Source organism: Citrobacter sp. Cpo037 (assembly GCF_030332945.1).
Classification (GTDB): domain Bacteria; phylum Pseudomonadota; class Gammaproteobacteria; order Enterobacterales; family Enterobacteriaceae; genus Citrobacter; species Citrobacter portucalensis.
In genome coordinates this window covers 1-20710 of the sequence record NZ_JAOWGW010000062.1, presented here as the reverse complement: position 1 = coordinate 20710, position 20710 = coordinate 1, and the positions used below count along the sequence as shown (strand labels likewise).

The 20710-nt window shown below is 52.4% G+C and carries 20 protein-coding genes; 9 read left to right on the top strand and 11 right to left on the bottom strand.

The window, feature by feature from the left end; genetic code table 11:
• Positions 1-8: 8 nt before the first annotated feature.
• The 6 genes from lepA to rseD form a co-directional block, all read right to left on the bottom strand.
• On the bottom strand, positions 9-1808 hold the full coding sequence (lepA, locus tag OGX94_RS11930; RefSeq protein WP_003037577.1) for a translation elongation factor 4: 1800 nt from the start codon (positions 1806-1808) through the stop codon (positions 9-11).
• A gap of 270 nt (positions 1809-2078) precedes the next feature.
• Positions 2079-2543 (bottom strand): SoxR-reducing system protein RseC, encoded by a 465-nt coding sequence (gene rseC, locus OGX94_RS11925; RefSeq protein ID WP_257661746.1) that lies wholly within the window; start codon positions 2541-2543, stop codon positions 2079-2081.
• Positions 2540-3496, bottom strand: coding sequence for a sigma-E factor regulatory protein RseB (rseB, locus tag OGX94_RS11920; protein WP_003835334.1), 957 nt, complete (start codon positions 3494-3496; stop codon positions 2540-2542). The genes rseC and rseB overlap by 4 nt, the downstream gene beginning before the upstream one ends.
• Entirely contained in the window at positions 3496-4146 is a 651-nt protein-coding gene (gene rseA, locus OGX94_RS11915; protein ID WP_008785497.1) for an anti-sigma-E factor RseA, read from the bottom strand. Before rseA ends, rseB begins: the two co-directional genes overlap by 1 nt.
• A gap of 31 nt (positions 4147-4177) precedes the next feature.
• A complete protein-coding gene (gene rpoE / locus OGX94_RS11910; RefSeq protein WP_003037573.1) occupies positions 4178-4753 on the bottom strand; it encodes an RNA polymerase sigma factor RpoE in 576 nt (191 codons plus the stop codon).
• Positions 4750-4914 carry a rpoE leader peptide RseD gene (rseD, locus tag OGX94_RS11905; RefSeq protein WP_122973798.1) on the bottom strand — a complete coding sequence of 55 codons (165 nt, stop codon included), beginning with the start codon at positions 4912-4914 and terminating at the stop codon, positions 4750-4752. The genes rpoE and rseD overlap by 4 nt, the downstream gene beginning before the upstream one ends.
• Positions 4915-5177: 263 nt before the next feature.
• Here rseD and nadB point away from each other — a divergent pair, with 263 nt between their 5' ends.
• Positions 5178-6800: an L-aspartate oxidase gene (nadB, locus tag OGX94_RS11900; RefSeq protein ID WP_063941920.1), complete on the top strand. Its 1623-nt coding sequence runs from the start codon at positions 5178-5180 to the stop codon at positions 6798-6800.
• Here nadB and trmN read toward each other — a convergent pair.
• Positions 6785-7522, bottom strand: coding sequence for a tRNA(1)(Val) (adenine(37)-N(6))-methyltransferase TrmN (gene trmN, locus OGX94_RS11895; protein ID WP_003835339.1), 738 nt, complete (start codon positions 7520-7522; stop codon positions 6785-6787). The genes nadB and trmN overlap by 16 nt on opposite strands.
• 130 nt (positions 7523-7652) lie before the next feature.
• On the opposite strand from trmN, the gene srmB reads away from it, so the two are divergent.
• Positions 7653-8981 (top strand): ATP-dependent RNA helicase SrmB, encoded by a 1329-nt coding sequence (gene srmB, locus OGX94_RS11890; protein WP_003835340.1) that lies wholly within the window; start codon positions 7653-7655, stop codon positions 8979-8981.
• Positions 8982-8998: 17 nt separating this feature from the next.
• Here srmB and OGX94_RS11885 read toward each other — a convergent pair whose 3' ends face one another.
• On the bottom strand, positions 8999-9895 hold the full coding sequence (locus OGX94_RS11885; protein WP_257661983.1) for a LysR family transcriptional regulator: 897 nt from the start codon (positions 9893-9895) through the stop codon (positions 8999-9001).
• 102 nt (positions 9896-9997) lie between these two features.
• On the opposite strand from OGX94_RS11885, the gene eamB reads away from it, so the two are divergent.
• Positions 9998-10585, top strand: coding sequence for a cysteine/O-acetylserine transporter (eamB, locus tag OGX94_RS11880; protein ID WP_003835342.1), 588 nt, complete (start codon positions 9998-10000; stop codon positions 10583-10585).
• A 79-nt stretch (positions 10586-10664) separates the two neighbouring features.
• Here the strand turns inward: eamB and grcA are convergent, their stop codons facing one another.
• Positions 10665-11048, bottom strand: a complete 384-nt coding sequence (gene grcA, locus OGX94_RS11875; protein ID WP_003037563.1) for an autonomous glycyl radical cofactor GrcA — start codon at positions 11046-11048, stop codon at positions 10665-10667.
• 317 nt (positions 11049-11365) lie between these two features.
• On the opposite strand from grcA, the gene ung reads away from it, so the two are divergent.
• Positions 11366-12055 carry a uracil-DNA glycosylase gene (gene ung, locus OGX94_RS11870; protein WP_191222270.1) on the top strand — a complete coding sequence of 230 codons (690 nt, stop codon included), beginning with the start codon at positions 11366-11368 and terminating at the stop codon, positions 12053-12055.
• 33 nt (positions 12056-12088) lie between these two features.
• On the opposite strand, the gene OGX94_RS11865 is transcribed toward ung, so the two are convergent.
• Positions 12089-13168 (bottom strand): tRNA/rRNA methyltransferase, encoded by a 1080-nt coding sequence (locus OGX94_RS11865; RefSeq protein WP_003835345.1) that lies wholly within the window; start codon positions 13166-13168, stop codon positions 12089-12091.
• A gap of 207 nt (positions 13169-13375) precedes the next feature.
• Between OGX94_RS11865 and trxC the strand changes: the two genes are divergently transcribed.
• From trxC to OGX94_RS11835, 5 genes are all read left to right on the top strand, one after another.
• Complete coding sequence (gene trxC / locus OGX94_RS11860) at positions 13376-13795, top strand: thioredoxin TrxC (RefSeq protein WP_003835346.1); 420 nt, start codon at positions 13376-13378, stop codon at positions 13793-13795.
• A gap of 69 nt (positions 13796-13864) precedes the next feature.
• Entirely contained in the window at positions 13865-14563 is a 699-nt protein-coding gene (gene tapT, locus OGX94_RS11855; protein ID WP_003835347.1) for a tRNA-uridine aminocarboxypropyltransferase, read from the top strand.
• A gap of 36 nt (positions 14564-14599) precedes the next feature.
• Complete coding sequence (locus OGX94_RS11850; RefSeq protein WP_003835349.1) at positions 14600-17260, top strand: bifunctional acetate--CoA ligase family protein/GNAT family N-acetyltransferase; 2661 nt, start codon at positions 14600-14602, stop codon at positions 17258-17260.
• A gap of 114 nt (positions 17261-17374) precedes the next feature.
• Positions 17375-18730 carry a CDP-diacylglycerol--serine O-phosphatidyltransferase gene (gene pssA / locus OGX94_RS11840; RefSeq protein ID WP_003835350.1) on the top strand — a complete coding sequence of 452 codons (1356 nt, stop codon included), beginning with the start codon at positions 17375-17377 and terminating at the stop codon, positions 18728-18730.
• 32 nt (positions 18731-18762) lie between these two features.
• Positions 18763-19098, top strand: coding sequence for a YfiM family lipoprotein (locus OGX94_RS11835; RefSeq protein ID WP_208021691.1), 336 nt, complete (start codon positions 18763-18765; stop codon positions 19096-19098).
• Here the strand turns inward: OGX94_RS11835 and OGX94_RS11830 are convergent.
• The gene (locus tag OGX94_RS11830; protein ID WP_048225111.1) at positions 19095-20393 is read right to left on the bottom strand and encodes an MFS transporter; all 1299 of its coding nucleotides are present in this window, start codon (positions 20391-20393) and stop codon (positions 19095-19097) included. The genes OGX94_RS11835 and OGX94_RS11830 overlap by 4 nt on opposite strands.
• Between the last annotated feature and the right edge of the window lie 317 nt (positions 20394-20710).

Here is a 20710-nt window from a genome sequence, read left to right as displayed (position 1 = left end):
CCTTAAGATTATTTGCTGTCTTTACCGACATGCAGAATGGCGAGGAACGCTTCCTGCGGCAGTTCGACGTTACCGATCTGCTTCATGCGCTTTTTACCCTCTTTCTGTTTTTGCAGCAGCTTTTTCTTACGGCTGATATCGCCACCGTAGCATTTCGCCAGAACGTTTTTACGCAGCTGCTTAACCGTTGAACGCGCGATGATGTGCGTACCAATGGCCGCCTGGATCGCGATATCAAACTGCTGGCGAGGGATCAGATCTTTCATCTTCTCAACCAGTTCACGGCCACGGCTCTGGGAGTTGTCGCGGTGGGTAATCAGCGCCAGCGCATCGACACGTTCGTTGTTGATAAGGACATCAACACGCACCATGTCAGACGCCTGGAAGCGTTTGAAGTTATAGTCCAGCGACGCGTAGCCGCGAGAGGTCGACTTCAGACGGTCAAAGAAATCGAGTACGACTTCCGCCATCGGAATCTCATACGTCAGCGCCACCTGGTTACCGTGGTAAACCATATTAGTCTGGACGCCACGCTTCTCGATACACAGGGTGATGACATTGCCAAGGTAAGCCTGCGGCAGCAGCATGTGACACTCAGCGATCGGCTCACGCAGTTCGTAGATGTTGTTCAGCGGCGGCAGCTTGGACGGGCTATCGACGTAGATAGTCTCTTTCGCCGTGGTTTCAACTTCGTAGACTACGGTCGGTGCGGTGGTGATCAGATCCAGATCGTATTCACGCTCCAGACGTTCCTGAATGATCTCCATGTGCAGCAGACCAAGGAAGCCACAACGGAAGCCGAAGCCTAGCGCGGTAGAGCTTTCCGGCTCGTAGAACAGGGAGGCGTCGTTCAGGCTCAGCTTGCCAAGCGCGTCACGGAAGTTTTCATAGTCGTCAGAGCTCACCGGGAACAGACCAGCGTAAACCTGCGGCTTCACTTTTTTAAAGCCTGGCAGCGGTTTGTCTGCCGGGTTACGCGCCTGCGTCAGGGTATCACCAACCGGTGCGCCGAGGATGTCTTTAATCGCACAAACCAACCAACCTACCTCGCCGCATTTCAGCTCGGTACGGTCAACTTGTTTTGGCGTGAAGATACCCAGACGGTCGGCGTTATAGACCTGACCGGTGCTCATCACTTTAATTTTGTCGCCTTTACGCATGGTGCCGTTTTTAATACGCACCAGTGACACCACGCCAAGGTAGTTATCGAACCAGGAGTCGATGATCAGCGCCTGCAATGGGCCTTCCGGATCGCCTTCCGGCGGCGGAATGTCGCGTACCAGACGTTCAAGAACGTCAGTGACGCCAACGCCGGTTTTCGCCGAGCAGCGAACGGCATCTGTCGCATCGATACCGACGATATCTTCGATCTCTTCCGCTACGCGTTCAGGATCGGCGGCTGGCAGGTCAATTTTATTCAGTACCGGTACTACTTCCAGATCCATTTCCATGGCGGTATAGCAGTTAGCCAGGGTCTGCGCTTCTACGCCCTGTCCGGCATCAACCACCAGCAATGCGCCTTCACAGGCAGCAAGCGAGCGGGAAACTTCATACGAGAAGTCAACGTGGCCCGGGGTGTCGATAAAGTTAAGCTGATAGGTTTCACCATCAGATGCTTTGAAATCGAGCGTCACGCTCTGCGCTTTGATAGTAATACCGCGCTCACGCTCAAGATCCATCGAGTCGAGAACCTGCGCTTCCATTTCACGGTCAGACAGGCCACCGCAGATCTGGATAATACGGTCAGACAGCGTCGATTTACCGTGGTCGATGTGAGCTATGATTGAAAAGTTACGTATGTTCTTCATATAGTGTAATTATTGTGCCTTACGCCCGCCGGAGCAGGCTCTGAGAAGTCGCTGATCTGAGCTTAACGTCTGTTTAAGTGAAACGCCGCATTCTACACTACAACGCTGAGGCGAGGAAACGTTCATAGAGCAAGGATAGCGGGAACTGGAAACAACCTTGCAAAGTCGGTGAAACTTTTGCCGGATGGCGTCATAAACGCCTTATCCGGCCTACGCTTGCATCTGAGCACGCTGTAGGCCTGATAAGCGCAACCCCATCAGGCAAAGATATCACTGCTGGGTTTCGACGCGAATAAGATCGGGTGGGAGAGCAACGTTCAGAATGACCGGCTGCCAGGTTTCGCGTTCAGCAAGCTTACGAGAGTATCCACGAGCAATCAGGAATCCGCCCACGCCCCCCAGCACTGCGCCGCTTAATGCGGCAAGATCGGAACCAAACAGCACCTGGAACAGCGCAGCGAAAAGAAACAGTCCTGCCAACGGAGACATGTAGACCAGCATCGCCGATCCCAGCAGGCTACCTTCGGCAATGCCCAGTTCAACTTTTTGACCAGGGGTCAAGGGTTCGTCGCAGGGCACCACGATGGTGTGTGTGGTCTGTGGCCCCAGTTTGTTCAGCACACGGCTCCCGCATCCGGCCCGGGAAGCACAGCTGCTACATGATGCTTTAACATCGCAGCTGACCGTCGCCAGACCATTTTGCCAGGAGACGACCGTCGCCCACTCTTTAATCATTGTGCTGCCCTGAACTTGATATTGTCCGCGATACGCTTCGCCGTTTGCGGTGGAAGCTCGCCCACAATCGTAATCTCCGCGTTATCACGCACGCTGGTGCTGACCGTTCTGCGGCCAGTACGCAGCAGTTGATCGGCACTGTTCTGCGTCGCACGGTTTACGTTCACGGAGAAACTAAACAGGCCATCAGAATAAAGGCGTGATTCAATCGGCATGTTATCCATCGTCGGCAGCGGACGTCGACTGCTTGAGACCTCACTGAAACCTTGTGGCAACCACGACGGACTCCAGTTGAAGTTGGTTTTCTCGCCCGCAGGAACAGACAGCAACGGTGGTAAATTCGCTTTTGCTAACGTCTGCATGCTGTCGCTAACACCGTTATTCACGGTAAAGGAGATTACACGGAACTGTTCCAGCGTTTCGCCATCACGATCGAGGAGATCGACACGCATCGGCAGTTTGGTCTCCGTGTCCATCCAAACGATATAGCTGTAACGGGTGCCGTCACGCGCCACAACGCGGATCACTTCACAGAGCCGATCGGCAATACGGGTGCGGCCTACTGAGATAAAATCATAGTAGGGAGCAAGGCGTTTGAAATCGGTGTAAATCAGGGATGGCAGAGAGTCAACGATATAATCGCCGTTCAGCGTGAACGGTTCGAGGCCAGGCTCAAAATAGCTAATTTCGTTGCCGCGTTGCACCACTTCCCGGCGCGGTCCATCCATTTGTAATAGTTGCGCGAGTGGACGGTTATCCTGGCGGGCATGACGATAACGTAGGGATTCAACACCCTGCTTATTGATGCTGACAAATGACAGCTCATAGGTTAGCGACTGGCTGGCCAGATTCATCTGCTGCAACAACGCCCCGGACGCAGGATTGGCCGAGGCGTTTACAGAGAAGAACAGGCTACCAGCCACAAGTGACATGGCAAACCAAAGTTGCTTCATTACTGCGATTGCGTTCCTAAAGTTTGAATTCCTGGCACCTGAACAGCGGCTTGCTGTGTTTGCGCCTGCTCAAACTGAAGCTGTTCAGAGTGCAGTCGACGTTGCAATTCGTAATCCTGCAACATGGCATTAATACGACGACGCTGCTCCTGTACCTGCTGTTGTTGACCGCCGCTGGCCGTCGCGTCAGAAGGTACACCCAAGCTAACCGGACTGGCTTTACCCATCATCGGTAATGTATTAAACACCGGCGTTTCGGGCTGCTGGGACGTTTCAGATTGCCCATTATAGTGCTGGACGCCAACGATAACTGCAAGTGATACGCACGCGGCCACACCCATTTGGGTAAGCTGCGCGGCCCACGGACGCATTTTCTTCCAGAATGGCATTTTCTGCCACTGGTGCGGTGCTGGCTGGGCCTCAGGAATCAATGGCGCCGTCTGACGTACTGGCTCATCCTGGATGGCGGCCATTACGCGGGCGGAAATATCGAAATGGAGAACGTCGGCGGTATCACCTCGCATGGAATCGCGAATCAGGTGATAACTCTCCCAGGTTTTTTGCATTTCCGGGTCGTGAGTTAGCTCTTTGAGTAACTCAGTATCCAGCGTTTCGCCATCCATTAAAGCGGAAAGTTTCTCTTTCTGCATGCCTAATACCTTTTCCAGTATCCCGCTATCGTCAACGCCTGATAAGCGGTTGAACTTTATTATCAATAGCTTCCCTCGCTCGGAAGATACGTGAACGCACCGTACCTACCGGACAATCCATGATAGCGGCTATCTCTTCATAGCTCAGGCCATCCAGCTCCCGCAAGGTTATTGCCATGCGTAAATCTTCCGGGAGGGACTCAATAGTTCGGAAAACTATCTGTCTCAGCTCTTCTGACAACATTAAGTTCTCAGGGTTCGAAATTTCTTTCAGCGCACCGCCACTTTCGTAATTTTCTGCTTCAATCGCATCAATGTCACTGGAAGGTGGACGACGCCCCTGAGCGACCAGGTAATTCTTCGCTGTATTGACTGCAATACGATACAGCCAGGTATAAAAAGCACTATCTCCCCGGAACGAGTCCAGCGCACGATAGGCTTTGATAAATGCTTCTTGTACTACATCGGGTACATCACCCGACGGTACATAGCGAGAAACCAGACTCGCCACCTTATGCTGATAGCGCACTACCAGTAGGTTAAAGGCTTTCTGATCTCCCTTCTGGACCCGTTCTACCAGGACCTGGTCCGTTAACTGCTCGCTCATCCGAGGTAAAGTCTCCCCAAACCAAATTTCCACGCGCTTTCGAAACGCCACTCCATCAGCTTCACTATGAGCAAGCAAATGCTTAGAGTGCTCAAGTTTCGTAAAGTTCCGTTACGCATTGTTTTTTGTTTGTCATGTTGTAGACAGGTCTTATCTCTCATTATAAGTCTACATAACCCGATCAACGCACTATCTGTACAGAAATGCCCATTTCACCGCTTGCAGAGTAACCCAACGGGCACTTTATTTCATCACATAATCTGATGCTAACGGCCTGCTTCACAAAATATTTTTGCCTATTTCGTCCTCGTCATGCTTTTCTTTCATGTTTAGTCATTGCAACACATTTAAAAATAAAACGTGCAGTATCGCGCAATGTGGTGCTATGGTGACCAAACACTGTTTAGTAAATTAAACAAATATCATGAATACGACTCCTGAATTATCCTGTGACGTGCTGATCATTGGCAGCGGGGCTGCCGGACTCTCACTGGCGCTGCGCCTGGCTGAAAAACATCAGGTTATTGTCCTGAGCAAAGGGCCGGTCAGCGAAGGCTCGACATTTTATGCCCAGGGGGGTATTGCCGCGGTTTTCGATGAAACCGACAGTATCGACTCCCACGTTGAAGATACGCTGATTGCCGGGGCCGGGCTGTGCGATCGCCATGCGGTTGAATTTGTCGCCAGCAATGCCCGCACCTGCGTTCAATGGCTTATCGATCAGGGCGTCTTATTCGATACACAGGTTCAGCCTAACGGCGAAGAGAGCTATCACCTGACCCGTGAAGGCGGTCACAGCCATCGACGCATCCTGCACGCTGCGGATGCTACCGGCAAAGAAGTCGAAACCACCCTCGTCAGCCAGGCACAAAATCACCCCAATATCCGGGTTCTTGAGCGTAGCAACGCCGTCGACCTGATTGTCTCCGATAAAATCGGTCTGCCGGGAACGCGTCGGGTTGTCGGCGCATGGATCTGGAATCGTAATAAAGAAGCCGTCGAAACCTGCCATGCGAAGTCGGTAGTGTTGGCCACCGGCGGCGCATCAAAGGTGTATCAATACACTACCAATCCGGATATTTCCTCGGGTGACGGGATTGCAATGGCCTGGCGCGCAGGATGCCGCGTCGCCAACCTGGAGTTTAACCAGTTTCACCCGACTGCGCTGTATCATCCGCAGGCACGCAATTTTCTGCTGACCGAAGCGCTGCGCGGCGAAGGCGCGCACCTGAAGCGCCCGGACGGTTCACGCTTTATGCCCGATTTTGACGAACGTGGCGAACTGGCTCCCCGCGATATTGTCGCCCGCGCCATTGATCATGAAATGAAGCGCCTTGGTGCAGATTGCATGTTCCTCGATATCAGCCATAAGCCGGAAGAATTTGTTCGTCAGCATTTCCCGATGATTTATGAAAAGTTGCTGGGACTGGGCATTGATTTAACCAAAGAGCCGGTTCCCATCGTGCCTGCCGCGCACTATACCTGCGGCGGTGTGATGGTGGATGACTTTGGCCGTACCGATGTCGACGGGCTGTATGCGATCGGCGAAGTGAGTTACACCGGCCTGCATGGCGCCAACCGGATGGCATCGAACTCATTGCTGGAGTGTCTGGTTTATGGCTGGTCCGCGGCTGAAGATATCGACAGGCGCATGCCTTATGCTCGCGGCGTTAGCACGCTCCCGGGCTGGGATGAAAGCCGGGTAGAAAATCCGGATGAGTTGGTTGTTATCCAGCATAACTGGCATGAGCTGCGGCTGTTTATGTGGGATTACGTCGGTATTGTGCGTACGACCAAGCGCCTGGAGCGCGCTCTGCGCCGTATCACCATGCTGCAACAGGAAATCGACGAGTATTACGCCCATTTCCGCGTGTCGAACAATTTGCTGGAACTGCGTAACCTGGTGCAAGTTGCGGAGCTGATTGTCCGCTGCGCAATGATGCGCAAAGAGAGTCGGGGCCTGCACTACACGCTGGATTACCCAGAACAGCTTCCTGAGTCGGGCCCGTCTATTCTCTCGCCGCTAAGTCATCACATAAACAGGTAAAACGCCTGGGTCAGCGCCGTATAACCTTCAGAGTAACGTTGGTCTGGCCCACGAATCACCAGCCTGTCGCTAAAGCACTCCCCGGCCTGCGGGGAGAATGCCAGCAACACCCGATGCGGTAGCCGGGCTTCCGTTTCTGCTACATCCGTACGTAATCGCAGATGCCAGCCCATACTTAATGCCTGCTGGGTAAACGCGTTCCCAATCTGTTCCGGCAGCACTACACAAAAAAATCCTTCTTCCGTAATGCTGTCCGCCGCCAGCGTAAGCAACGCCTGGTGATCGAGCGAGGTGGTATAACGCGCTTGCTCACGCTGCGGTGTAGCGCATTCCACGCCCTGTTCATAATAGGGAGGATTGCTGATTATCAAATCAAAACGCACGGTCTGACGCGGTATCCACTGTTGCGCATCTTCAGTATGAACACTCACGCGATGCATCCACGGAGATTGTGCGATGTTCTCCTGCGCCTGCTGCGCGGCGTCGACATCAAGCTCCACGGCGTCAATGATGACGTTTTCATCAGTGCGCTGGGCCAGCATCAGCGCCAACAGGCCACTCCCGGTACCAATATCCAGGATCCTTTTTACGCCCGCAACGGGGGCCCAGGCTCCCAATAAAATGCCGTCTGTTCCGACTTTCATTGCACAGCGATCGTGTGCCACAAAAAACTGCTTAAAAGTAAATCCATTACGTCTCAGTACGGATGTAGACTGGGGCATGAAGAACAACCTTCCTGGAAAAAAAACGATAACATAGGATAAAAACAATACCTGAGAAGGTATATCCATACAAACAGATGAAGATTGCAGCCGTAACGTCTATAATCAGCGCCCCACTCAGAGGTAGAACATGACTGTAACGACTTTTTCCGAACTTGAACTCGATGAAAGCCTTCTGGATGCCCTCCAGGAAAAAGGTTTCACTCGCCCGACCGCCATTCAGGCTGCCGCCATTCCGCCTGCGCTCGATGGCCGTGATGTACTCGGTTCTGCGCCGACAGGCACCGGTAAAACGGCGGCATATTTGCTGCCAGCGTTGCAGCACCTGCTCGACTTCCCGCGCAAGAAATCTGGTCCGCCGCGCATTTTAATCCTGACACCAACGCGCGAACTGGCGATGCAGGTTGCCGAACACGCTCGTGAGCTGGCGAAGAATACGCATCTGGATATCGCTACGATTACCGGCGGCGTGGCTTACATGAACCACATGGAAGTCTTTAGCGAAAACCAGGACATCGTGGTCGCCACCACGGGTCGTCTGCTGCAGTACATTAAAGAAGAAAACTTCGACTGCCATGCGGTTGAAACGCTAATTCTCGATGAAGCAGACCGTATGCTGGACATGGGCTTTGCCCAGGACATCGAGCATATCGCCGGTGAAACACGCTGGCGTAAGCAAACCATGCTGTTTTCCGCCACGCTGGAAGGTGATGCGATTAAGGATTTTGCCGAGCGTCTGTTGGAAGACCCGGTCGAAGTCTCAGCGGATCCGTCCACCCGTGAACGCAAGAAGATCCATCAGTTTTACTACCGTGCCGATGACATCGAGCACAAAACTGCCATGCTGATCCACCTGTTAAAACAGCCAGAGGCGACCCGCTCAATTGTTTTCGTACGCAAACGCGAGCGTGTGCACGAACTGGCAGGCTGGCTGCGCCAGGCTGGCATTAATAACTGCTATCTCGAAGGCGAGATGGTGCAGAACAAACGTAACGAAGCAATCAAACGCCTGACCGATGGCCGCGTGAACGTGCTGGTAGCAACCGACGTCGCCGCTCGCGGGATCGATATTCCGGACGTCAGCCACGTGTTTAACTTCGACATGCCGCGCAGTGGCGATGCCTATCTGCACCGTATTGGCCGTACCGGTCGTGCTGGCCGTAAAGGCACTGCGATCTCTTTGGTTGAAGCGCACGACCACCTGCTGCTCGGCAAAGCGAGCCGCTATATTGACGAACCGCTGAAAGCTCGCGTCATTGACGAACTGCGTCCAACCACGCGCGCGCCAAGTGAGAAATCTAACGGTAAGCCATCCAAGAAAGTGCTGGCGAAGCGCGCTGAGAAAAAGGCGAAAGAGAAAGAGAAGCCGCGGGTGAAAAAACGTCACCGTGACGCCAAAAATATCGGCAAACGTCGTAAGCCGAGCGGAGCTGCTACCCAGCAGTCCGACAAAGAGTAAACCGAATGCCGGGCCATTTAGCCCGGCATTTTTTCACGTGATGCAAAACTCTCTTCAATACACTCAAGAAACACCCGCATCGCCGGGCTAACGACTTTTCCGGCATGATAACCACACAATGCCGTAATTAACTCAGATTGTTCACTGAACGGTAATTCAATCAACTCCCTTGAACGTAACTCCTTCTCGACGGCAAAATGCGGCAAAAAGCTGATCCCAAGATTTGCCGATACGCACTGCTTAATGCTTTCAATGCTCCATAACTCAATGGTATTTTCCAGCGTAATCTGTCGTTTACGCAGTAGCCCCTCGAAGCGTTGTCTGAAAATACATTGCGGCTCATTAATGATAAAACTGCATGGAATGTGCTGGTTATGCTGAGTAAAATCAACGTGCTGAAGCAGTGGCGAAGCAACTAATGCCAGTGACTGATCGCCAAGCGGTATCAACTCCAGGGCATCGTCATTACCCACCCGATAAAACACCCCCAGATCAACATCATCACTGAGCAACGCATCGCGAATGACATAACAATTGAGCGACTGTAAAGACAACCGCACATGAGGCGCACGTTGTTTAAATCGCTGTAAAACCTGCGGCATTTTATACGCCAGCAGCGTTTCGCCTGTTGCGACACGTAGATCGCCGCTCGGCTGCGCATCCTGATGTGCCGACTGTCGAATCGATGCCATCACGCGCGTCAGGTCATGGATATGCGGCATCAGCCGTTTTCCCTCACTGGTGAGACACATCCGGCGACCAATTTTTTCAAACAACTGCACCGAAAGCTCTTGCTCAAGCTGTTGAATATGAAAGGTAACCGTTGATTGCGTACAGCACAGTTTTTGTGATGCCCGCAGAAATGAGCCCTCTTCCACCACCGTTTTTAGCGTAATAAACCGACGTAAATCCATCCGCACCAACCCATCGAAAATATCGAATTCAGAATGCAAAAACATTCATTTTTTTTAATGTTTTGCCTCGGGTACTGTCTATCAAAACAGAGGAGATAACAAGTGACCCCCATGCTTTTAAGTGCATTCTGGACCTATACATTGATTACCGCGCTAACCCCCGGACCAAACAACATCCTTGCGCTCAGTGCCGCGACGTCACACGGTTTTCGTCAGAGTACACACGTACTGGCCGGAATGAGTCTGGGCTTTTTAATCGTCATGATGATGTGCGCCGGGATTTCATTTTCACTGGCGGTCATGGATCCAGCCATCATCCACTGGCTTAGTTGGGCTGGAGCCGCTTATATCCTGTGGCTGGCGCTGAAGATCGCTACCAGCCCGACCTCGAACGATAGATTGCAGTCAGAGCCGATTAGCTTCTGGGCAAGTTTTGGCTTGCAGTTTGTTAACGTGAAAATCATTTTGTACGGCATTACCGCGTTATCCACGTTTGTATTACCGTACACTCAGGACGCCCACTGGCTGATTGGGGTGAGTATTCTGTTAGCGCTGATAGGCACCTTCGGGAATGCCTGCTGGGCGCTGGCGGGCCATCTTTTTCAGCGCGTTTTTCGCCGTTACGGTCGACAGTTGAATATCATTCTGGCGCTGTTGTTGGTGTATTGCGCGGTGAGGATCTTTTACTAACAGATGCAAAAAAGCGGAAGACGCACTGGCATCTTCCGCTTTTTGATTCTCTGCTAAACGGGGTTATTCCCCGTGAGCCTTACAGGCTCTCAGTAAAGGTACGAGCAATAACGTCGCGCTGCTGTTCTGGGGTCAGAGAGTTGAAACGCACTGCATAACCCGAAACACGGATGGTCAGCTGCGGATATTTTTCCGGATGCTTAACTGCATCTTCCAGCGTTTCGCGACGCAGAACGTTCACGTTCAGGTGCTGACCACCTTCCACGCGGACTTCCGGCTGTACGTCTACCGGTACTTCACGGTATTCGATTTCGCCCAGTTTGCTGACTGCAACGACTTCATCAGCATTGAAACCTGCTTTCGCAACGATGCAGCGTGCTTCGCCTTTTTCGCTGTCCAGCAGCCAGAAAGAGTTCAGCAGGTCGTCGTTTGCAGCTTTAGTAATCTGGATACCTGTAATCATTTGATGCCTCCCCGGCAAAATTATTTGATCTCGGTTGGCCGTCATCCGGCCAATTGGTAAAACCATTGTTGCTTGAGTGTATATATACCCCTCACACACCCTTGAATCTTTGATTTAAATCAATAAAAACCACACATGAAAAGTGGTGATAGGTGGATTTTATTGTTTTACATCAACTTACGCCATATGCGCAGCTAAACTTTTTACATAAATTTTCAACTATCTTTAAGGGGTAGACCATTGAGAAACGTACAGAATTTTGCGACGCCGAAAGAAGCAGTTAAGCTAGGGGGATTGAAAATTCGCAGGAGAGCGAGATGGCCACCGAATTAACCTGGCACGATGTGCTGGCTGAAGAGAAACAGCAGCCTTATTTTGTTAACACACTGCATACTGTTGCCGGCGAGCGTCAGTCAGGAATGACAATTTATCCGCCGCAAAAAGATGTGTTTAACGCTTTTCGCTTTACCGAGCTTGGTGACGTGAAAGTTGTCATCCTGGGTCAGGATCCTTACCACGGTCCAGGCCAGGCACACGGTCTCGCGTTCTCTGTCCGCCCCGGCATTGCCACTCCACCCTCATTGCTGAACATGTACAAAGAGCTGGAGGCAACGATTCCAGGCTTCACGCGCCCAACACACGGATATCTGGAAAGCTGGGCACGTCAGGGGGTACTGTTACTCAACACCGTACTCACCGTCCGCGCCGGTCAGGCACATTCTCACGCCAGCCTTGGGTGGGAAACATTTACCGATAAAGTCATCAGTCTGATTAACCAACATCGGGAAGGCGTGGTTTTCCTGCTCTGGGGTTCTCACGCACAGAAGAAAGGCACGATTATTGATACGCAGCGTCACCATGTGTTGAAAGCGCCCCACCCATCACCGCTCTCTGCGCATCGCGGTTTCTTTGGCTGCAATCACTTTGTACTGGCGAATGAATGGCTGGAACAACGAGGTGAAAAGCCAATTGACTGGATGCCGATATTACCCGCAGAAAGCGAGTAAAAAAATGCCAGCGATTCGCTGGCATTTTTATTATCAGGCTTTGTTCTGACGCCACCACTCCGCGAGCAGCACGCCTGTTGCCACAGAAACGTTGAGCGTTTCTACCTTGCCAGTGCCGTCAATCGCTATGCACAAATCGTCGGCTGAGCATGCTGCTTCTGGCAGAGCTTCACGCTCACGCCCTAATACCAGCACCATTTTTTCCGGCAGGGTGGTAGTAAACAGCGGTTTGCCTTTCCCGCTTGAGGTCATCACAACCGTGTAACCCGCCTGGCGGAAGTCGTCCAGCACATCAACAATGCTGTCGCCGGTAATCGGCTGAACGTGCTCAGCTCCGCCTTCAGCTGTACGGATGGCCGCACCTGATTCCAGCAGCGCCGCATCCTGAACCACTACGCCTTTCACACCGAAGTGCGCGCAGCTACGCATCATGCCGCCCAGGTTATGGGGGTTAGCGATATCTTCCAGTGCCAGCACGCAATCCTGCGCCCCTGCCTGACCGACCCATTGCTTAACGGTAGTACCGTTACGTTTTTTGATCAGGAAACAGACGCCGCCATGGTGTTCGGTGCCAGAGGCTTTCGCCAGCTCGGCTTCGTCAACCACGTGATAGGCTTTGCGGTTTGCCGCCATCCAGCGTAATGCTTCTTTAAAGCGCGGGGTTACGCTCTGAACAAACCAGGCGCGAACGATGGCGTCCGGGCGACTCTGGAACAGAGCCTGGCAGGCATTCTCACCGTAAACGCGGGTTTCTTCCGCGCGCTGACGGCGTAATACTTCAGGATCGATAAAGCTCTTACCGCTAATACCGCCGTGATCGGCTTTATCCGCTGCGTCATCATTCGGTGCGCGGGACACGGTACGCCACGGTGAATCTTCACGTCTGCGGTCACGTTCTACATCGCGGTCACGACCACGTTCACGACCGCGTTCGCTGTTCGGACCCTTTCGGTCATCACGGGCAGGGCGACGACCGCCTTCGGCTCGGGAAGTACCGGGGCGACCACCGCCTTTGCCAGTACGTGGATTTTGGGTGCGTTTATCCGAGTCATCGTCACTGCGGACGTACATCACTTTGACCTTGCCGTTTTTGTTCTTCAGTTCGTCGCTCATGTTTTTCTCCACCTGCTCTGCGCGAAGCGCGCAGATTACCCGATGTGCACGTCGTTAGCCATTATTTCATTTAAAAGCTAAGGACTATTGTACTCATTGAATAAAACGCATTGTTGTTTAGAACAGACTCCCCGATAATATGTAACATAATAGAAACATACTGGCGTTCCTGCCGTGAAGTCCACTCCACTCATCCAGAGGTTAGTTATGAATACCGTTTGTACCAGCTGCCAGGCTATCAACCGCATCCCTGACAATCGTGTCCAGGAAGCGGCTAAATGCGGACGCTGTGGTCACGACCTGTTTGATGGGGAGGTGATCAATGCGACCGGTGAGACACTGGATAAACTGTTAAAAGACGATCTCCCGGTGGTCGTTGACTTTTGGGCCCCCTGGTGTGGTCCATGTCGTAACTTCGCCCCGATTTTTGAAGATGTCGCGGAAGAGCGTAGCGGTAAAGTGCGTTTTGTTAAAGTGAATACGGAAGCCGAGCGAGAACTCAGCGCCCGTTTCGGTATCCGCAGCATTCCGACCATTATGATTTTCAAAAAAGGGGAAATCGTCGACATGCTTAACGGCGCTGTACCAAAAGCCCCGTTTGATAGCTGGCTTAACGAATCATTATAATCTCTACGGGGCGCATCTTGTGCCCCGTTTTCACCTCTGCGACAATAGCGTTTTTCAACGTGTTTACCCATGACCGATAACGCTGTTCTTCAGTTACGCGCTGAGCGCCTCGCGCGCGCCACGCGTCCTTTCCTTGCCCGAGGTAATCGCGTTCGCCGATGTCAGCGCTGCCTGCTGCCGCAGAAACTCTGCTTGTGCGCAACGCTGGCACCCTCTGAGGCAAAAAGTCGTTTTTGTCTGGTGATGTTTGATACCGAGCCGATGAAGCCCAGCAACACGGGGCGTTTGATTGCTGATATTCTGCCCGATACCACGGCTTTTCAGTGGTCACGCACCGAGCCGCCGCAGGCGCTGCTGGAACTGGTGAAAAATCCGGATTACCAGCCGATGGTTGTATTCCCGGCCTCCTATGCGGGTGAAGAGCGTGAAGTGATTTTCACGCCACCAGCCGGTAAGCCCCCATTGTTTATCATGCTCGACGGCACCTGGCCTGAGGCGCGTAAAATGTTCCGCAAAAGCCCGTACCTCGATAACCTGCCGGTGATCTCCGTTGATTTATCACGCCTTTCTGCTTACCACCTGCGTGGCGTTCACGCTGAAGGGCAATATTGCACTGCCGAAGTGGCCATCGCCTTGTTGGATCTGGCGGGAGATACGCAAGCCGCTGAAGGGTTAAGCGATCATTTCACTCGCTTTAAAACCCGCTACCTGGCAGGAAAAACTCAACATCAGGGAAGCGTCACAGCAGATTCATCAGAAAACGTTTAAAATCATTCGGTCACTGGTGTCATTAAGGAAGCCGATATGAGTCAGCGTGGCCTGGAAGCACTACTGCGACCGAAATCCATTGCAGTGATTGGGGCGTCAATGAAGCCTAATCGCGCGGGTTACCTGATGATGCGTAACCTGCTTGCCGGCGGTTTCAATGGACCTGTTTTACCGGTGACGCCCGCATGGAAAGCGGTGTTGGGCGTACTGGCGTGGCCCAATATCAACAGCCTGCCTTTTAGCCCGGATCTCGCCGTGTTGTGCACCAATGCCAGCCGTAACCTGGCGTTACTCGAAGCGCTTGGCGAGAAAGGCTGTAAAACCTGCATTATTCTCTCAGCTCCCGCGGCGCAGCACGCAGAGCTACTGGCCTGCGCATCACGCTACAACATACGTTTGCTGGGCCCAAACAGCCTGGGACTTCTCGCGCCCTGGCAAGGACTTAACGCCAGCTTTTCCCCCGTTCCGATTAAGCGCGGCAAGCTGGCTTTTATCTCTCAATCCGCCGCCGTATCCAACACCATTCTCGACTGGGCACAGCAGAGAGAAATGGGCTTTTCTTACTTTATCGCGCTGGGTGATAGCCTGGATATTGACGTTGATGAGCTGCTGGATTACCTGGCGCGCGACAGCAAAACCAGCGCGATATTGCTGTATCTCGAGCATTTAAGTGATGCCCGACGCTTTGTTTCCGCCGCCCGCAGCGCCTCGCGCAATAAACCTATTCTGGTGATTAAGAGCGGTCGTAGTCCAGCGGCGCAGCGTTTACTGCATACCAGCGCCGGGATGGACCCCGCGTGGGACGCCGCTATTCAGCGCGCCGGTTTACTACGCGTACAAGACACCCACGAGCTGTTCTCGGCGGTCGAAACCCTGAGCCACATGCGCCCGCTGCGTGGCGACAGGCTGATGATCATCAGCAATGGGGCCGCGCCTGCCGCACTGGCATTAGATGAACTGTGGTCAAAAAATGGCAAGTTGGCGACGTTGAGTGAAGACACCTGCCAGAAATTACGCGATGCCTTGCCTGAACATGTTGATATCGCCAACCCGCTGGATCTGCGTGATGACGCCAGCAGCGAACACTACGTTAAGACGCTGGATATTTTGCTTGCCAGCCAGGATTTCGACGCGTTGATGGTGATTCATTCCCCCAGCGCAGCCGCTCCCGGAACCGAAAGCGCACAGGCATTGATTGAAGCGGTAAAGCATCACCCCCGAGGAAAATTCGTCTCGTTACTGACCAACTGGTGCGGAGAGTTTTCCTCTCAGGAAGCCCGCAGACTGTTTAGTGAAGCCGGACTGCCCACCTACCGCACGCCGGAAGGTACCATCACCGCATTTATGCATATGGTGGAGTATCGGCGAAACCAGAAGCAGCTACGAGAAACGCCTGCGCTGCCTGACAGCCTGACCTCCAACACCGCCGAAGCGCATAATCTGTTACAGCGGGCGATTGCTGAAGGAGCCACATCGCTTGATACCCACGAAGTGCAGCCGATTTTACAGGCTTATGGCTTACACACGCTGCCAACGTGGATCGCCAGCGACAGCGCGGAAGCGGTACACATCGCGGAGCAAATCGGCTACCCGGTGGCGCTCAAGCTGCGTTCTCCTGATATCCCGCATAAGTCGGAAGTTCAAGGGGTAATGCTCTACCTGCGTACAGCAACAGAAGTGCAGCAGGCTGCCAATGCAATTTTCGATCGGGTAAAAATGGCCTGGCCGCAGGCACGCATTCACGGTTTATTAGTACAAAGTATGGCGAATCGCGCTGGTGCTCAGGAACTTCGCGTCGTCGTTGAACACGACCCGGTATTTGGCCCGTTGATTATGCTGGGTGAAGGTGGTGTTGAGTGGCGACCGGAAGATCAAGCCGTGGTGGCATTGCCGCCATTGAACATGAATCTGGCGCGTTATCTGGTGATCCAGGGGATCAAAAATAAAAAGATCCGCGCGCGCAGTGCACTGCGCCCTTTGGATATCGCCGGGTTGAGCCAGCTTCTGGTGCAGGTCTCCAACCTGATCGTCGACTGTCCGGAAATTCAGCGTCTGGATATTCATCCGCTGCTGGCCTCGGCCGGAGAATTTACCGCGCTGGACGTTACGCTGGATATTGCCCCTTTCACGGGCGATAACGAAAGCAGACTGGCTGTACGTCCCTACCCTCATCAGCTTGAAGAGTGGGTGGAGTTGAAGAACGGCGAGCGCTGTCTGTTCCGCCCCATTTTGCCGGAGGATGAACCTCATCTTCAGCAGTTCATTTCTCAGGTGACAAAAGAAGATCTTTATTATCGCTATTTCAGTGAGATCAACGAATTTACCCACGAAGATTTAGCCAATATGACGCAGATCGACTACGATCGGGAAATGGCCTTTGTTGCGGTGCGTTGTAAAGATAATCACGAAGAGATCCTCGGCGTAACGCGAGCGATCTCGGATCCTGATAACGTAGACGCTGAGTTTGCCGTACTGGTTCGTTCCGATCTCAAAGGGCTTGGACTGGGTCGCCGATTGATGGAAAAATTAATTGCCTATACTCGAGATCACGGACTTATACGTTTGAATGGTATTACGATGCCGAACAATCGTGGGATGGTCGCCCTGGCCCGAAAACTCGGGTTTGTTGTTGACGTCCAGCTCGAAGAGGGAATTGTTGGGCTAACGCTTAATCTGGCCCAATGTGAGGAATCGTGAGTAAGGTACTGGAAATGTTGACCACATTAATGGGTACTGGTGGTATCATTGCCCGCTTATGTCGTCTGCATAGCACAGAGGACCCTTCAATGAACAGAGAAGAAATGCACTGTGATGTTGTCAAAATTTAAGCGTAATAAACATCAACAACACCTTGCCCAACTACCCAAGATTTCTCAGTCAGTTGATGATGTAGATTTCTTTTATGCTCCCGCTAATTTCAGGGAGACTCTGCTGGAAAAAATAGCCAGCGCGACGCGACGGATCTGCATTATTGCGCTGTACCTGGAACAGGATGACGGTGGTAAAGGCATACTTGACGCTCTCTATGCGGCAAAACGGCAGCGTCCTGAACTGGATGTCCGGGTGCTTGTCGACTGGCACCGAGCCCAGCGCGGTCGTATTGGGGCTGCGGCATCCAATACCAATGCTGACTGGTATTGCCGAATGGCGCAAGAAAACCCTGGTATCGATATTCCTGTCTATGGCGTTCCGATTAACACCCGTGAAGCGCTTGGCGTCCTGCATTTCAAAGGCTTTATCATTGATGACAGCGTCCTGTACAGCGGGGCCAGTCTGAACGATGTTTACCTGCATCAGCATGATAAATATCGCTATGACCGTTATCAGTTGATTCGCAACGCGCAAATGGCCGATATCATGTTCGATTGGGTGACGCAAAACCTGATGAACGGTCGAGGCGTTAACCGTCTTGATGATATCAACCGCCCTAAAAGCCCAGAAATTAAAAACGACATCCGCCTGTACCGTCAGGAACTGCGCGATGCGTCATTCCATTTTCAGGGTGATGCTGATAACGAACAGCTTTCGGTTACGCCTCTGGTGGGTCTTGGGAAATCCAGTCTGTTAAATAAGACCATTTTCCATCTTATGCCCTGCGCGGAGCACAAGCTTACAATCTGTACCCCTTATTTCAACCTTCCCGCCATACTGGTGCGCAATATCATTCAACTGCTGCGTGAAGGGAAAAAGGTTGAAATCATTGTCGGTGATAAAACCGCCAACGACTTTTTCATCCCGGAAGATGAGCCATTCAAGATCATCGGTGCGCTGCCTTATCTGTATGAAATAAATCTGCGCCGTTTCCTGAGCAGATTGCAGTATTACGTGAATACCGACCAGTTGGTCGTGCGCTTATGGAAAGATGATGACAATACCTATCATCTGAAAGGTATGTGGGTTGATGATAAATGGATGCTGCTCACTGGCAACAACCTTAACCCTCGCGCCTGGCGTCTGGATCTGGAAAACGCCATCCTTATCCACGATCCTAAGCAAGAGCTCACCCCTCAGCGCGATAAAGAGCTGGAGCTTATCCGTACGCATACTACCGTCGTTAAGCACTATCGCGACCTGCAAAGCATTGCTGACTATCCAGTCAAAGTGCGTAAACTCATCCGTCGACTGCGCCGTATTCGTATCGACAGATTAATTAGCCGTATTCTGTAATCAAGACCCCGTCCAGTGACGGGGTTTTTCATATGGAGGCAACGGTGCGCCTGTTCATTCTTATCAGTATCCTTGCCATTTCGGGCTGCAGCCATATGGCTAACGACCAGTGGAGCGGGCAAGACAAAGCTCAACACTTCATCGCCTCCGCCATGCTTGCCGCAGCCGGCAATGAATATGCCCAACATCAGGGCAACAGCCGCGATCGCAGTGCGGCTATCGGCCTGATGTTCTCAGTCAGCCTGGGTGCGTCAAAAGAGCTATGGGACAGCCGTCCCGCTGGGAGCGGCTGGAGCTGGAAGGACTTCGCCTGGGATGTTGCAGGCGCATCTACCGGCTATGCGGTCTGGCAACTGGCACATTACTAGAGGCGCAGACCTTTCCCCTTCCCATGCAGCATTAGCGATACTAAAAACGCAACGACTGCCAGCGCAGTGACGTACCAGAAGAATGTCGTTTCCATACCGACAGACTTCAGGGACAACGCGACATATTCGGCTGAACCGCCAAACAACGCATTGGCCACCGCATAAGATAATCCAACCCCCAGAGCGCGCACCTGCGCCGGGAACATTTCGGCCTTCAGAATACCGCTAATTGACGTATAGAAACTGACGATTAACAGAGCACACATCACCAGAGCAAACGCCATATACGGGGATGTTACGCTTTGCAATGCTGTCAGAATGGGAACAGTGAAAATCGCGGCCAACGCGCCAAAACACAGCATTGAAGTACGTCGGCCAATTTTATCAGACAAGGCGCCGAACAGCGGTTGTACTAGCATGAACACACACAGTGCCGCCGTCATAATCCCGCTGGCTACGTTGGCATGCATACCGGCTGTGTTAACCAGGTACTTCTGCATATAGGTTGTGAACGTGTAAAAACACAACGAACCCGCGGCGGTAAAACCAAGCACCATGACAAAAGCTTTGCGATTACGCCACAGACCTTTCAGAGAGCCCGCTTCTTTCAGCGCACGAACGTCCTGTTTCGAGGTTTCATCCAGTTGGCGACGCAACCATAGCGCAACAATAGCCAGCACGGCGCCCAACGCAAATGGAATACGCCAACCCCATTCTCTGAGCGCTGAGTCTTCTAACGTGTGCTGTAATATGACCACAACCAGCAATGCCAGTAACTGTCCGCCGATTAACGTTACGTACTGGAATGAAGCATAAAAACCTTTCTTACCTTCAACGGCGACTTCACTCATATAGGTCGCGCTGGTTCCGTATTCACCACCGACAGATAACCCCTGGAATAGCCTGGCCAGCAGTAATAGCGCAGGCGCCCAGGTACCGATAGTTTCATATCCCGGTAGACAAGCGATCACCAACGATCCCATGCACATCATGCAAACGGACAGCAACATGGACTTTTTACGCCCGTGCTTATCTGCGATACGGCCAAACAGCCAGCCTCCAATTGGTCGCATCAAGAAGCCAGCGGCAAAAACGCCGGCGGTTTGTAAGAGTTGTGTGGTGGTATTTCCTGATGGAAAAAAGATATGAGCAAAATAAAGAGAGCAGAAAGAGTAGATATAGAAATCAAACCATTCGACCAGATTCCCTGATGATGCTCCGACAATCGCCCATATACGACGACGGGTATCGCCGTCTGACAGCGCCCCGTTCTCAGTTACACTACTATCAGCCATTAGAATTGTACCCCTGCCAACGATCGCGTGAATTTATCAATGATGGTTGTGTGTTTTTTAGTGAATAGAATGTTATATAATTGTTATATCTTATTGTGCGGTAAAGATCACGATTTTAATTAGCAGAGAAAGGATTCAGATATGGTCGAGGGAGAGATCCGTGTAGTAGATCGAGACAGTGTGCTTTTGTTGGTCGATTAAGGCTGTTACGTCGAATCCGGCAATGTACCGCCGCGTTGCCTGATGCGCTGCGCTTATCAGGCCTACAAAATACATTCAGCCCAGCCCCTGCAGGCCGGATAAGGCGGCACGCCGCA